This is a genomic window from Sphingosinicella soli (assembly GCF_014199685.1).
Taxonomy (GTDB): Bacteria; Pseudomonadota; Alphaproteobacteria; order Sphingomonadales; family Sphingomonadaceae; genus Sphingosinicella; species Sphingosinicella soli.
The window spans coordinates 45,256-57,664 of record NZ_JACHNZ010000027.1; the positions used below are offsets into that span (position 1 = coordinate 45,256).

Below are 12,409 nucleotides of genomic sequence, written 5' to 3' on the forward strand. Positions count from 1 at the left end.
TGACAGTGCAGAACCATGACCGCCCGCCCCGTTCTCGGCATCATCTGCTGTCAGCGCACCGTCGGCACCGAGCCCGCGCAGGCGGTGATCGAGCGTTATGTGCGCGCGGCGATGCAGTATGCCGATGTCGCCGCGCTGCTCATCCCATCGCTCCCCGATCTGATGACCGCCGCCGAAGTCGCGCCGCGCCTCGACGGCGTGCTCCTCACCGGCAGCCCTTCGAACATCGAGGGCAACCGCTATGCCGACGAGGGCGGCGAAGGCCCGTTCGATCCCGGCCGCGACGAAATCGCGCTGTCGATGGTGGATGCGATGATCGGGCGCGGGCGCCCCGTGTTCGGCATCTGCCGGGGCTTTCAGGAAATCAACGTCGCGCTCGGCGGCACGCTGCGCCGCGACACCTCCGCCAGCGACGAGCTCATCCGCCACCATGCGCCCGGCGGCGTTTCGTTCGACGCCATGTTCGATCACAACCACCGCGTCGATCTCGTCCCCGGCGGCATCCTGGCGCGCACGTACGATACGCCGTCGCTCGATGTGAACTCCGTTCACTTCCAGGGGATTGGCCGCCTCGCCGACGGCCTGACCGTAGAGGCGACCGCGCCGGACGGGCTCGTCGAGGCGTACTCGGCGACGATCGGCAATTCGCCCGTCGTCGCCGTCCAGTGGCATCCCGAATGGCACCCGGAAGCAAACCCGGATAGCCGGACCTTCTTCAAACTGCTTGGCCAGACTCTCAGGGGAACAGCATGACCGCCGTCCGCAAGAACTACGACATTCCCGCGCTGCGCCGTCTCGACGTCGCGCACCACCTTCCCGCGCAGCAGGATTACAAGCTGATCGAGGACATGGGCGGCAGCCGCATCGTGACCCACGCGGAAGGCTGCTACATCCACGACGGCGACGGCAACCGCATCCTCGACGGCATGGCCGGGCTCTGGTGCGTCAACATCGGCTACGGCCGCGACGAGCTTGCCGACGTCGCCGCCGAGCAGATGCGCGAGCTTCCGTTCTACAACACCTTCTTCAAGACCGCGACGCCGCCCACCATCGAACTCGCCGCGAAGATCGCCGGCCTCACCGGCGGCAAGCTGCAGCATGTGTTCTTCAACGCATCGGGTTCGGAGGCGAACGACACCGTGTTCCGCATGGTGCGCCACTACTGGAAGGTGAAGGGCGAGCCCGCGCGCAAGGTCTTCATCAGCCGCTGGAACGCCTATCACGGCTCCACGGTCGCGGGCGTCAGCCTCGGCGGCATGAAGGCGATGCACGCGCAGGGCGACCTCCCCTTCCCCGGCATCGAGCACGTCCGCCAGCCTTACTGGTTCGGCGAGGGCCGCGACATGGAGCCCCGCGAATTCGGCAAGCTCTGCGCACAGGCGATTGAAGACCGCATCCTCGAAGTCGGCCCCGAAAACGTCGCCGCGTTCATCGGGGAGCCCGTGCAGGGCGCGGGCGGCGTCATCATCCCGCCGGAAGGTTACTGGCAGGAGGTGGAGCGCATCTGCCGCAAATACGGCATCCTGCTCGTCGCCGACGAGGTGATCTGCGGCTTCGGCCGCACCGGCGAATGGTTCGGCCACCAAACGCTCGGCTTCACGCCCGATCTGGTGCCGATGGCGAAGGGGCTCTCGTCGGGCTATCTCCCGATCTCGGCGGTCGCAGTGTCGTCCGATGTCGTGGAGGTGCTCAAGACCGGCGGCGATTTCGTCCACGGCTTCACCTATTCGGGCCACCCGGTGTGCGCCGCCGTCGCGCTCCGCAACATCGAGATCATCGAGCGCGAGAACCTTGTCGGCAAGGTCCGCGACGATGTCGGCCCCTATCTGAATGCCGCCCTGAAAAGCCTCGACGACCATCCGCTGGTCGGCGAGACACGCTCCATCGGCCTGCTCGGCGCGGTCGAGATCGTCGCCGACAAGAAAACCGCCGCGCGTTTCGGCGGCAAGGAAGGCAATGCCGGGCCGGTCGTGCGCGATTTCTGCATCGAAAACGGCCTGATGGTGCGCGGCATCCGCGACACCATCGTGATGTCGCCGCCGCTCATCATTTCGCGCCAGCAGATCGACGATCTGGTTGACATCATCCGCCGTTCGCTGGATTCGGCCATGCCGATACTGAAAGCCCTGTAAGAGGAGAGTTCCCATGACCCGGTCGCCGCTGCTTCGCGAAGCCTGCTACATCGACGGCGAATGGGTGAAGGCCGACAGCGGCGAAACCATCGATGTCACGAACCCCGCCACCGGCGAGGTTATCGGCACCGTTCCGAACTGCGGCGCGGCCGAAGCGAAGCGCGCGATCGAGGCCGCGAACCGTGCCTGGCCCGCGTGGCGCGCGAAGACCGCCAAGGAACGCGCAACCATCCTTCGCCGCTGGTACGACCTCATCATGGCCAATCAGGAGGAACTCGCCCGCCTCCTGACGCTCGAACAGGGCAAGAGCCTTGCCGAAGCACGCGGTGAAATCGCCTACGGCGCATCGTTCATCGAATGGTTCGCGGAGGAAGGGAAGCGCCTCTACGGCGACGTCATCCCCGGCCACATGGCGGACAAGCGCATCGTCGTGCTGAAGCAGCCGATCGGCGTTGCCGCCGCGATCACGCCGTGGAATTTCCCGAACGCGATGATCACGCGCAAGGCGGGCCCGGCGCTCGCGGCGGGCTGCCCCATCGTGCTGAAGCCCGCCGCCGAAACGCCGTTCTCCGCCTTCGCGCTCGCCGTGCTCGCCGAAGAGGCCGGACTTCCCAAGGGCCTCTTCAACGTGCTGACCGGCAAGGCCTCGGCAATCGGCGGCGAGCTGACCTCGAACCCCATCGTCCGCAAGCTGTCGTTCACCGGCTCCACCGAAATCGGACGCCTGCTGATGAAGCAGTCGGCGGACACGATCAAAAAGCTGAGCCTGGAGCTTGGCGGCAACGCGCCCTTCCTCGTGTTCGACGATGCGGATATCGACGCCGCCGTCGACGGCGCGATGGCCTCCAAATACCGCAATTCGGGCCAGACTTGCGTCTGTTCGAACCGCCTCTACGTGCAGGCCGGCGTTTACGATAAATTCGTCGAGAAGCTCGCCGCCGCCGCCGCAAAGCTCAAGGTCGGCAGCGGGCTCGACGCGGACACCCAGCAGGGCCCGCTCATCAACATGGCCGCAGTCGAGAAGGTCGAGCAGCACATCGCCGAAGCGACCGGCAAGGGCGCGACCATCCTCACCGGCGGCAAGCGCCACGCGCTCGGCGGCACGTTCTTCGAGCCGACCGTGCTCGCGAACGTCACGCAGGACATGCTCGTCGCGCACGAGGAGACCTTCGGGCCGCTCGCCCCCGTCATCCGCTTCGAAACCGAAGAGGACGCCATCGCGATGGCGAACGACAGCGAATTCGGCCTCGCCGCTTACTTCTTCTCGCAAAACCTTTCCCGCGTCTGGCGCGTGGCGGAAGCGATCGAGTCGGGCATGGTCTGCGTCAACTCGGGCATCCTTTCCACCGAGGTCGCGCCGTTCGGCGGCGTCAAGCAGTCGGGCCTCGGCCGCGAAGGCTCGCGCTACGGCATCGATGAGTATGTCGAAATGAAATACCTCTGCCTCACCGTGTGAGCCGAAGGAAACATTTCGTCCAATAGGCGTTCTGGTTCAGTGCATTGACCCCAATGCATCACTTGGACGCCGGTATCCCCCCGTGGGCTCCGGCGTCTTTTTTAGGGTGTGCGGCTTCACCCACGGTTCAGGCGCATCATGGTCTCCTGCAGATCAGGAGAAACGCTATGAAACGCATTCAAAAGGCAGCAACCGGTGTGGTCGTGCTGCTCTCTGCCCTGGTTCTCGGCGCCTGTTCGACCGATGGATACGGCCGTGCCGGTGTTTCGGTCGGGCATGGCCATTATGGCGGCTACGGATACGATTATCCCTATTCGTCCGGCTACGGCAACGGCTGGTACAATGGCTATTATTATCCCGGCAACGGCTATTACGTGTTCGATCGCGCGGGAAAACGGCACCGCTGGACGTCCCATCAGCGCGACTACTGGTCAAAGCGCGGCCACGATCGCCCACGCTACAGCGGCCCGCGCTATGATCGGGATCGGGACCGGGATCACGCCCGGGATCGCGTGGGCCACCGCGACGATCGCCGCTGGGGCGATCGGAACAAGGACAACCCCCGCGTCGAGCGCGACCGCGCCCCCCGCCCCCAATATGCGCGACCGGATCGCGATCGCCGCGACGGAAACCGGCGTCCCGAGCGTGGCGGCCATTCGAGAGACCGGCCACGGTAACGCCTGCTGGATCGGCACGAATCGAACGGAAAGGTTGGCGCCCCACGCAGGACAAACATAACGAATATCTATCGCCGTTTATACTACTTTAGAGCTGCCGAACGGCCTCGCTCGTCGCCCTCAACTGCCGCGCCCCGCCGCTGGCGCTACAGCGGGTAGCCTTGGCCTTTGCTGACAGCTCTCAACTGGGAAGTCTGTAGAACAGACATTGCTCGGCGTGATTTTCAGCAAGCGTTGTCATCGGTCCTGCAATTATCCGCAAAAGTGGGCCTTGAAAATTCCTACACAAAGTGACCTGCATCCGGAATCCTGGACCGTTTTGAGATGGAAAATTCCAGTTATGATCGGAGGGCCAGGATACGGAGTGTGTGATGAAGAGATCGAAGTTTTCGGAGGCGCAGATTGCCTTCGTGCTCAAGCAGGCCGAGGACGGGACGTCGGTCGGCGAGGTTTGCCGCAAGGCTGTCTGGGCCATGGACTTCGTCCATGACCAGTTGGCAACCGGACCGAAGGTGCGGATCCTCACGGTCGTCGACACGTTCAGCCGGTTCTCGCCGGCGGTCGAGCCGCGGTTCCGCTTCCGTGCACCCGACGTGATCGACGTGCTGGAGCGGGTCTGTGCCGAAGTCGGCTATCCAGCCTCGATCCGGGTCGACCAGGGCAGCGAGTTTATCTCCCGCGAGCTGGATCTGTGGGCCTACATGAAAGGGGTAACGCTCGACTTCTCGCGGCCTGGCAAGCCGACGGACAATGCGTTCATCGAGTCCTTCAACGGCAAGTTCCGGGCGGAATGCCTGAACGCGCACTGGTTCATGAGCCTGGATGACGCGGTCCGAAAATGCGAGGCTTGGCGTAGAGACTACAACGAAGTACGACCGCACAGCGCGATCGGCAACAAACCGCCGATATCGCTCATGTTGGCGTCAGCGGCACAAGGCCCGCCCTGATGCCGGCACGCTGGAAAGCCACCAGCCGGGCGGTCCAGGATCGGGGTGCAGCTCAAAAAGCTGCCGGGCTCTAATCGCTGCTGGTGGAAAGCGGGGGGTCACGTCAGATGGAACAGCTTCCAATTAACCCTATTTTGGAGATGGTGGCTGATTGCGGAACGCAGAAACCGCTACCGGTGAAACCGCAAGCTTGTTCCTCTGCGGCGCTGGCCTTGGCCCGGCGTCTCTTTGAGCGCCGTCCGACAAATTTTGCTCCTGCCGGTATCCTTGACGACAGGCGCTAACGGGAGCGCGCGCAGACTGCAGCGCAAAGAGCCAAGATCGCGGCGAGATAAAGCGGAGTTCCAGATTCCGTCCCCGCGACGCGTAATGACAGCGCTCCGAACAGCACGCCAGCGGCTTGACCAAGCAAGCGAGACAGGGAAAGCATTCCGGCGGCAGCGCCCGCCCGGTCGATGGGAGCGGTTTGGATCATGACATGGTTGTTGGGAGTCTGGAACAGGCCGAAGCCAATTCCGCACAGCCCCATCCCGACAGCAATGGCTCCTTCCGTTGACAGGGAAAACAGCATGGATGCCATCAGCGTGGAACAGCCGGCAAATAAGCAGAGGCCGAATGCACACATGGCGCCGGCCCATTGCTTGTGCACCAGCCGGCCAGCCAGAGGAGACACAAGAGCTACGCCCAATGGCATTGGAAGAATCACCAACCCAATGGTCACGACGTCCAAGCCGAGGCGATAGCGAAGGAGAAAGGGGATCGTAACAAGCAGGCACATTTGTGCTGCAAAGGCGCAGAGCGAGGCGGCATAGGCTGAACGCAAAGCAGCCAGCCGGACAAGATCTAGTGGAATGATCGGCCGCGAGCTTGTCCATACCCGCCGGAGCAGCCAGGTACCGGCCATTCCGCCGACAAGGGCCATCAGCAAAAGACGGGCGGATAGGAGGCCTTGGGCCAGGTCAGCTAGGAGAAGGAACAACGCGCCGAACATCGTCGCGTTCAGGATCGCGCCAAGCCAGTCGAAGGTTTGCGCCGTCCGCGCTGGACGCGGGAGAAATGCGAGCGCTAGCGCCAGCGAAGCCAGCCCAGCCGGGACATTGACCAGGAACAGCCAACGCCAGCTTCCAAGCGACAGCAGGAGCGCGGCGACTGCAGGACCGGCGGCAGCCGTGCCGCCTATGATGACGGCGTTGTAACCCAGGCCCTGCGCGAGCAGGGCTTTGGGATAGGTAAAGCGCATCAGGGCGCCGTTCACTCCCATCATGGCCGCCGCGCCCACACCCTGTAGGAAGCGGAATGCCGCCAATGCTCCAAGATTGGCGGCCAGAGCGCAGCCAAGTGACATCAAGGCGAAAAGGACAAGCCCGCCGATATAAACGCGCTCGTAACCCAGCCTTTCGCCCAGCGCAGAGAACGGCAGGAGCGTCATGATGACGCCGATCTGGTAGGCTGTCACAATCCAGGTGACCGAAGCCGGGCTTGCTTTCAAGTCAGCAGCGATGGATGGTAAGGCGATGCTGGCCAAAGAGCTGTCGAGCACAGACATCGACATGCCTATCCACAGGCCGATCAGCGCCCAATGGCGTCGCGGTGCAGCCAGTCCGTCAGGCCGGGACAAATCGACCGTGGCGTTCTGGCTCACCGATCACATGCTCGGGCATAACCGTCCGTCGTGCGGATCAAGCGATCGAGAATGCCCGGCTCGGAATACGCATGGCCCGCGCCCTCGATCACATAAAACTCAGCCTCCGGCCAGGCCTTGTGTAGCTCATAGGCAGTCCGTGCCGGGCAGGCCATGTCGTACCGCCCCTGCACGATGGTGCCTGGAATGCCACGCAACCTCATCGCATCGCGAATGAGCTGACTTTCCTCCAGCCAGCCGCCATGCACAAAGTAGTGATTTTCGATCCGGGCGAAGGCCAGTGCAAAATGGGGATTCTCGAACGCCGACGTGAAGCTTTCATCCGGCAGCAACGTCAAGGTCCGCCCTTCCCACAAGGTCCATGCCTCAGCCGCTTCCAGACGAACTGCGTCATTTTCTCCGGTCAGCCTCTTGCGGTAGGCAGCGCGCAGATCGCCGTGCTCTTCCGCTGGGATCGGTGTCAGGAAATCCTTCCATTTTTCCGGGAATATCTCTGACGCGCCAAACTGATAATACCAATCAAGCTCCGATTTGCGCACCGTAAAGATGCCGCGCAGCACCATTTCGCTTACGTGCTCGGGATGCGTTTCTGCATAGGCAAGCGCCAGCGCCGATCCCCAGGAGCCGCCGAACACGAGCCATTTTTCCACGTCCATCAGCGCGCGCAACCGTTCCATGTCGGCCACCAGATGCCAGGTCGTGTTGGCCTCCAGCCCAGCATAGGGCGTGGAGCGGCCGCAGCCGCGCTGGTCGAACAGCATCACATCGTAGAGATCGGGATGGAACAGCCGCCTGTGATTGGGAGAAATGCCGCCTCCCGGGCCACCATGCAGGAACACGGCGGGCTTGCCACCGGGTGTGCCGCTACGCTCATAGTAAATGACATGGCCGTTCCCGACATCAAGCGTGCCGGTCTCATATGGTTCGATTGGATCGTAGAAAGTACGAAGCTTGGTCATGTCAGTTCTGGTGCAGCCGGCGCGGGACGAGGTCTAACGCCGCATTTGCCGCCGCCGTGATCGCTTCGGCCATCAGATGATGGTCCGGCGAGCGATGGCAGGCCGGATCGGTTAGGCCAGCATCGCCGGCAATAGCCAGCGCCTGACAGCGGCAGCCACCCCAGTCGATTTCCCGCCGGTCGCAGGCGCGGCACGGCTCCGGCATCCAGTCGGTGCCCCGGAAGCGTGTGAAGGCGTCCGATTCCGACCAGATCGCTGCCAGCCCGTTCTCGCGCACCGAAGGGAAGGTGAAGCCCGGCAGCGTTTCGGCCGCATGACAAGGCAGCGCCTTGCCGGAAGGTGAAATGTTGATGAAGCGGTTGCCCCAGCCGCCCATGCAGGCCTTGGGCCGGGCGGCGTAATAGTCGGGCACGACATAATCGATCGCAATCCGGCCTTTCAGCCGTTCCCGCGCTGCCGCAACCACCGTGTTTGCATATTCCAGCTGGTCACGGCTCGGCAGCAGGGCGTTGCGGTTGAGCAGCGCCCAACCATAATATTGGGCGTGCGCTATTTCGATCCGCTCGGCGCCCAATGCCTCACCCAGTGTGATCATCTCCTCCACCCGCTCGATATTTCGCCGGTGGATCACGAAGTTCGCGGTCAACGGCAGGCCTGCCTCGCGAATGCGCCGGGCAGCCTCGATCTTTTTTTCGTGCCCGCCGCGATAGCCGCCGAGCTGGTCGGCATCGGCGGGGCGGACGTCCTGGAAGCTGAGTTGGATATGGTCGATCCCTGCTTCCGTCAATGTCGCCATGGCTGCTTGAGTCAGCAGGACGCCGGATGTGATGATGTTGGTATAAAGGCCAGCGGCGGCGGCATGGGCGACAAGCATGGGCAAGTCCTGCCGCGCCATGGGCTCCCCGCCCGAAAAATGAACCTGGAGAACGCCGAGCGCCGCGGCTTCGTCCAGCACGCGCATCCAGTCTTCCATCGAAAGCTCGGACTTGGGGGCATCCAGCGCCAGAGGGTTGGAGCAATAGGGGCATTGCAGCGGGCAGCGATGCGTCAGCTCCGCGATCAGTCCCATGGGCGGAGCGGGCCTTGTCATAGCTCGACAGCGGCGCGCATCGACAGATCCTCCAGGATCGTGATCACATCGGAAGCGATGAGGTCGCGGGGAGCATCGAAGCGGGACGCGAGATCATCGACAATCTCATCGATCGAGCGCGCGCCATCGATCAGTTTGAGAATCTCGACGGCGATCTCGTCAGGCATGAACAATTTCTCAGGCGCCAGAAGCACCCAGGCGTTTCGCACGCCGTCGAAGCGGAATTTCACGCCGCGCCGAAAACGCGGAACCGCGCCTCTTTCGGTCATTCCGCATCGCCGGGAACGAAGGCGCCCGGAGGGATCAAACCCGGTGCGACATAGGCAAGATACAAACCGTCAAGCTGCGCCCAGAGCACATCGCATTTGAAGCGCAGCGCGGCGAGCACGGCTTGCTGCTTTTCCGGCGTGTCGGCATGCCGCTTCACATAGGCCAGCGCCCATTCGCTATCCTGGGGTGCCTGCGTCAGTCGCGGCGTGAAATAGGCAAGCGTTCCCTCGGTGATCCAATCATAGTTGGCCAACATGCCCGATACTCGCTCGGCGATGATTGCGGGCGAGAACAGTTCGGTCAGTGAGGAAGCGATTGCCTCCAGCAAGGTGCGATCCCGGACGAAATGCACATAGGCCTCGACAGCGAAACGCGTTGCCGGAAGGATCCGCGCGGTGCTTTCCACCATCGCACGGTCGAGACCGACACCTTCGGCGAGCTTAAGCCAGCGCTCGATGCCACCAGGCTTCACGCCGTCACCATCATGATCCTCGATCCGCCGCCGCCACTCGCGCCTCAACTCCGCAGTCGGCAGGCGCGCCATCAGGATGGCGTCCTTTGCGGGGATGGAAGCCTGATAGTAATAGCGGTTAAGCGCCCATGCCTGCACCTGCCCTCGCGTGAGCTCGCCGTCGTGCAGCAGCCGGTGAAAGGGATGATGTACATGGTAACGCTCGGCTCCAATCTGCCGCAGCGCCGATTCCAGTTCATTGGGCAAGAAAAGTGCGTCAGTCACGCGGGCTTGTCCTCAAATCACAAACTCCATGCCGTCGCGTGCGATGATCCATCCTGCCGCTTCGGCCTCGGCACGCTGCGGGCTGTCCGACAATAGGACGGGATTGGAATTGTTCATATGTATGATAACCTTCCGCCCGACTTTGATCGTCCGGAATGCGTCGATTGTGCCATCAGGGCCGCTGAGACTCATATGGCCCATGCGCCGACCGTTTTTCTCGCCGATCCCGGCTGTCACCATTTCCTCGTCTTGCCAGAGCGTGCCATCGAAAAAGACCAGGTCCGCGCCTTCCAATCGCCGACGCAAGGGCAGTGTCATCACGGCACAGCCCGGGATGTAGAGCATCCGGCTGTCCCCGTCGACGATTTCGAGACCCACGGTGGTATCGTCGACGACCAAGGGAGGCGGTTCGTTGCCGCATTCGAGGTAGAGCGGCACCTTGCCCGGCACAGCGAAGAGCGAGGCTGTCAAGCCATCCAGTGCGAAGGGATGGTCGAGCGCCTCCACGCTCCGCGCCACGATGTCACGCGCAAGCACAGCAAAAATTGGATTGGCGTCCAGCACGCCATGGATGCGCTGGGTGGCGTAAATCGTGAGCGCCTGCCGCTCGCGAAGCGTCAACAGGCCCGCGACCGCATCGACATCGCCTCCCGTCAGCACTACCCCTGCAACAGGGGAATCACGAAGTCCCTTCCGGGGATGCAAGGCAGACGTATTGTTGATTTGCTGGCGCAGATCGGGTGATGCATTGAGCAAAAACCAGCGCTCACCGCCGCAACTGACCGCAACGCTTGCTTGCGTTCGCGACTCGGCAGCGGGATCGCCTTGACGGGCACGTCGACAGGCTTCCGCATTTGAATTCCACTGGGGAAAGCCGCCGCCGGCGGCCGAACCCAGCACAATAATTTTCATTGAAAACTATGCATTCAGCTCCGCGCAGGCATAACAGTTGATTTCGGCACCTAGCGCGATCTCAAGAATCTTGGGCGTCTTCCACGTCACGTCAGCCTACTCCGATCATGCAGTTACAGTTAGATAATACTGATTTTGGGGAGACTCGCAAGCGCTGATCAGGGAGCACACAGGGCACTCGGGTGAAGAAGTAGGTGACAAAGCGCTGATGTGCTGAATCAGTCGTGTTCCTCTGGAATTGAGGAGCGATGACGATGACGGGTTGGGAACGGGAGGATGCCGGACTTTTCGAGGAAGCTGGTGTTTTTCTTGGATATTTTGAGGATCTCCCGGACGCACGTCAGGTTGGCAAGGTCCGCTACCCGCTGACCGGGGTGCTGCTGCTGTGCCTGCTGGCGGTGTTGTCGGGAGCGGAAACGTTCACGGACATCGCGAATTTTGGCAATCGCAAGCTGAGTTTTTTGCGCCGATTTCGGCGGTTTGCGTCAGGCACGCCATCCCATGACCATCTCGGCGACATCCACGCCACGCTTGATGCCGAGGCGTTTCAGCGCTGTTTTGTGGCCTGGGTCGCGTCGCTGATCGGCGTGGCGACAGAGGTGATTGCAATCGACGGCAAGACCGTGCGCCGGTCCCAAGGTGCCAAGGCAGCGATCCATATAGTGTCGGCATTCGCCGCGCGCCAACGTCTGGTGCTGGGTCAGGTCAGGGTTGCCGAGAAAGCCAACGAAATCGTCGCGATCCCCAATCTTCTGAAGATGTTGGCCATCGAGGGAGTGATCGTGACCATCGACGCCATGGGCTGGGGCCTGTCAGGGGCCTGTCAGCGTGCGATCGCTCAGCAGATCGTCGACCAGAAGGCCGATTATGTCCTCGCCCTCAAAGTCAACCAAAGTGCACTGCACGACGATGTCAGCCTGTTCGCGACCGAGCAGAAAGCCAGGCACTACGCCCGACACCACGATCAGTCGGCATGAGACCGTGGATGGCGATCACGGTCGGGTCGAAACCAGGATCGCCACTGTCATTCATGATGTCGCCTGGCTTCAGCAACGCCATAAATGGCCCGCGCTGAAATCCGTCGTCATCATCGATAGCACGCGCGAAATCGGCGGCAAGACAGAGCGGGAGACCCGCTTATACATCAGTTCGTTGAATCTGCCCGCCGACAAGCTCGGACCGATCGTTCGCAGTCATTGGGCCGTCGAGAATAGCCTGCACTGGGTGCTCGATATGGTTCTCCGCCACGACGAATGCCGCGTCCGAACCGAAAACGCCCCGGCTAATTTCGCCACCATCAAACATGTCGCAACCAATCTTCTGCGATTGCCAACCTCCAAAGACTCGCTCCGCTCAAGGCGAAAAATCGCCGCTTGGGACGACGACTTCCTCGCAAGCCCTATCGCGCGCTGATGCGTTCACCCGATTCCCCTAGACGATATGGCCCGCAGGCCGGACGATGAGCGCACTTCGATGTCGTGCAATGTCCTTCACGTGTCAATCGGCGTCCAAAAGGGACCCCCGATCGGCGTGCAAAAGGGACCCCACCGCGGCGTGGCGATCGGTTGATGTTGAGCGCGAGTTTCGC

General features: G+C 62.3%; 13 protein-coding genes and 2 pseudogenes. 8 read left to right on the forward strand and 7 right to left on the reverse strand.

What is annotated here, in order from left to right; all coding sequences use genetic code 11:
- The first annotated feature begins 15 nt into the window (after nt 1-15).
- The 6 genes and pseudogenes from GGQ98_RS12025 to GGQ98_RS12045 all read left to right on the forward strand — a co-directional run.
- Nucleotides 16-753 (forward strand): gamma-glutamyl-gamma-aminobutyrate hydrolase family protein, encoded by a 738-nt coding sequence (locus GGQ98_RS12025; RefSeq protein ID WP_184069822.1) that lies wholly within the window; start codon nt 16-18, stop codon nt 751-753.
- The gene (locus GGQ98_RS12030; protein ID WP_184069824.1) at nt 750-2,132 is read left to right on the forward strand and encodes an aspartate aminotransferase family protein; all 1,383 of its coding nucleotides are present in this window, start codon (nt 750-752) and stop codon (nt 2,130-2,132) included. Before GGQ98_RS12025 ends, GGQ98_RS12030 begins: the two co-directional genes overlap by 4 nt.
- Before the next feature lie 13 nt (nt 2,133-2,145).
- The gene (locus tag GGQ98_RS12035; RefSeq protein WP_184069826.1) at nt 2,146-3,588 is read left to right on the forward strand and encodes an NAD-dependent succinate-semialdehyde dehydrogenase; all 1,443 of its coding nucleotides are present in this window, start codon (nt 2,146-2,148) and stop codon (nt 3,586-3,588) included.
- Between the two features lie 167 nt (nt 3,589-3,755).
- Complete coding sequence (locus GGQ98_RS12040; RefSeq protein ID WP_184069828.1) at nt 3,756-4,265, forward strand: hypothetical protein; 510 nt, start codon at nt 3,756-3,758, stop codon at nt 4,263-4,265.
- Between the two features lie 371 nt (nt 4,266-4,636).
- Nucleotides 4,637-4,714, forward strand: a pseudogene (locus GGQ98_RS18835) (hypothetical protein); the annotation flags it as partial.
- Between the two features lie 15 nt (nt 4,715-4,729).
- Nucleotides 4,730-5,212, forward strand: a pseudogene (locus tag GGQ98_RS12045) (integrase core domain-containing protein); the annotation flags it as partial.
- A gap of 280 nt (nt 5,213-5,492) precedes the next feature.
- Here GGQ98_RS12045 and GGQ98_RS12050 read toward each other — a convergent pair.
- Genes GGQ98_RS12050 through pqqA form a run of 7 tightly spaced genes read right to left on the reverse strand, consistent with a single transcriptional unit; the run spans nt 5,493 to nt 10,911 of the window.
- The gene (locus GGQ98_RS12050; RefSeq protein ID WP_184069830.1) at nt 5,493-6,854 is read right to left on the reverse strand and encodes an MFS transporter; all 1,362 of its coding nucleotides are present in this window, start codon (nt 6,852-6,854) and stop codon (nt 5,493-5,495) included.
- Nucleotides 6,851-7,813, reverse strand: a complete 963-nt coding sequence (gene pip / locus GGQ98_RS12055) for a prolyl aminopeptidase (RefSeq protein WP_184069832.1) — start codon at nt 7,811-7,813, stop codon at nt 6,851-6,853. The genes GGQ98_RS12050 and pip overlap by 4 nt, the downstream gene beginning before the upstream one ends.
- Nucleotide 7,814: 1 nt before the next feature.
- Nucleotides 7,815-8,903: a pyrroloquinoline quinone biosynthesis protein PqqE gene (gene pqqE, locus GGQ98_RS12060; protein ID WP_184069834.1), complete on the reverse strand. Its 1,089-nt coding sequence runs from the start codon at nt 8,901-8,903 to the stop codon at nt 7,815-7,817.
- Nucleotides 8,900-9,172 (reverse strand): pyrroloquinoline quinone biosynthesis peptide chaperone PqqD, encoded by a 273-nt coding sequence (gene pqqD / locus GGQ98_RS12065; RefSeq protein WP_184069836.1) that lies wholly within the window; start codon nt 9,170-9,172, stop codon nt 8,900-8,902. Before pqqD ends, pqqE begins: the two co-directional genes overlap by 4 nt.
- Complete coding sequence (pqqC, locus tag GGQ98_RS12070; protein WP_184069838.1) at nt 9,169-9,909, reverse strand: pyrroloquinoline-quinone synthase PqqC; 741 nt, start codon at nt 9,907-9,909, stop codon at nt 9,169-9,171. The genes pqqD and pqqC overlap by 4 nt, the downstream gene beginning before the upstream one ends.
- Nucleotides 9,910-9,921: 12 nt before the next feature.
- Complete coding sequence (pqqB, locus tag GGQ98_RS12075) at nt 9,922-10,821, reverse strand: pyrroloquinoline quinone biosynthesis protein PqqB (RefSeq protein ID WP_184069840.1); 900 nt, start codon at nt 10,819-10,821, stop codon at nt 9,922-9,924.
- Nucleotides 10,822-10,827: 6 nt separating this feature from the next.
- On the reverse strand, nt 10,828-10,911 hold the full coding sequence (pqqA, locus tag GGQ98_RS18945) for a pyrroloquinoline quinone precursor peptide PqqA (protein WP_184069844.1): 84 nt from the start codon (nt 10,909-10,911) through the stop codon (nt 10,828-10,830).
- A 164-nt stretch (nt 10,912-11,075) separates the two neighbouring features.
- Here pqqA and GGQ98_RS18650 point away from each other — a divergent pair, with 164 nt between their 5' ends.
- Nucleotides 11,076-11,798: an ISAs1 family transposase gene (locus tag GGQ98_RS18650; RefSeq protein ID WP_207791385.1), complete on the forward strand. Its 723-nt coding sequence runs from the start codon at nt 11,076-11,078 to the stop codon at nt 11,796-11,798.
- Between the two features lie 4 nt (nt 11,799-11,802).
- On the forward strand, nt 11,803-12,234 hold the full coding sequence (locus GGQ98_RS18655; RefSeq protein ID WP_207791386.1) for an ISAs1 family transposase: 432 nt from the start codon (nt 11,803-11,805) through the stop codon (nt 12,232-12,234).
- Nucleotides 12,235-12,409: the final 175 nt, after the last annotated feature.

Bases quoted from the DNA above. Each gene is read 5' to 3' on its own strand.
- GGQ98_RS12025 (WP_184069822.1), top strand. From the start codon at position 16: ATGACCGCCCGCCCCGTTCTCGGCATCATCTGCTGTCAGCGCACCGTC.
- GGQ98_RS12030 (WP_184069824.1), top strand. From the start codon at position 750: ATGACCGCCGTCCGCAAGAACTACGACATTCCCGCGCTGCGCCGTCTC.
- GGQ98_RS12035 (WP_184069826.1), top strand. From the start codon at position 2,146: ATGACCCGGTCGCCGCTGCTTCGCGAAGCCTGCTACATCGACGGCGAA.
- GGQ98_RS12040 (WP_184069828.1), top strand. From the start codon at position 3,756: ATGAAACGCATTCAAAAGGCAGCAACCGGTGTGGTCGTGCTGCTCTCT.
- pip (WP_184069832.1), bottom strand. From the start codon at position 7,813: ATGACCAAGCTTCGTACTTTCTACGATCCAATCGAACCATATGAGACC.
- pqqE (WP_184069834.1), bottom strand. From the start codon at position 8,903: ATGACAAGGCCCGCTCCGCCCATGGGACTGATCGCGGAGCTGACGCAT.
- pqqD (WP_184069836.1), bottom strand. From the start codon at position 9,172: ATGACCGAAAGAGGCGCGGTTCCGCGTTTTCGGCGCGGCGTGAAATTC.
- pqqB (WP_184069840.1), bottom strand. From the start codon at position 10,821: ATGAAAATTATTGTGCTGGGTTCGGCCGCCGGCGGCGGCTTTCCCCAG.
- GGQ98_RS18650 (WP_207791385.1), top strand. From the start codon at position 11,076: ATGACGGGTTGGGAACGGGAGGATGCCGGACTTTTCGAGGAAGCTGGT.